The sequence below is a fragment of the Streptococcus mitis genome (assembly GCF_003942865.1).
Classification (GTDB): domain Bacteria; phylum Bacillota; class Bacilli; order Lactobacillales; family Streptococcaceae; genus Streptococcus; species Streptococcus mitis_BI.
On the sequence record NZ_RJNZ01000029.1, the window covers coordinates 1 to 781 of the forward strand.

Annotated in this window: 1 protein-coding gene; it reads right to left on the reverse strand. The window is 44.8% G+C overall.

The window, feature by feature from the left end; translation table 11 throughout:
* Positions 1-781 (reverse strand): hypothetical protein (locus tag D8845_RS10130; RefSeq protein ID WP_221762789.1); only part of this gene is annotated, 781 nt, incomplete at both ends.

Below are 781 nucleotides of genomic sequence, written 5' to 3' on the forward strand. Positions count from 1 at the left end.
GCTTTAACTTTATCTTCGATCGCTTTCTTCTCTTCTGGAGTGAGAGCTTCTGGATTTGCTACTACTGTCTTATCTGCTGGTTTAACGATGTCATTGCCTGCGTTTGGTTTAGCTGCATCTGCTGCTGACTTAGTCAAGTCTGACGCTGGGATAACTGCTGTCTTACCTGCTGGGGTTGTGACTGTCGCANTNCCTTTGTCATCTACAACTACTGTTGCANCTGGATTTACAGCTTTAACTTTATCTTCGATCGCTTTCTTCTCTTCTGGAGTGAGAGCTTCTGGATTTGCTACTACTGTCTTATCTGCTGGTTTAACAATGTCATCACCTGCGTTTGGTTTAGCTGCGTCTGCTGCTGACTTAGTCAAGTCNGCTGCTGGGATAACTGCTGTCTTACCTGCTGGGGTTGTGACTGTCGCANTGCCTTTATCGTCTACTACTACAGTTGCACCTGGATTTACAGCTTTAACTTTATCTTCGATCGCTTTCTTCTCTTCTGGAGTGAGAGCTTCTGGATTTGCTACTACTGTCTTATCTGCTGGTTTAACGATGTCATTGCCTGCGTTTGGTTTAGCTGCATCTGCTGCTGACTTAGTCAAGTCTGACGCTGGGATAACTGCTGTCTTACCTGCTGGGGTTGTGACTGTCGCANTNCCTTTGTCATCTACAACTACTGTTGCANCTGGATTTACAGCTTTAACTTTATCTTCGATCGCTTTCTTCTCTTCTGGAGTGAGAGCTTCTGGATTTGCTACTACTGTCTTATCTGCTGGTTTAACAA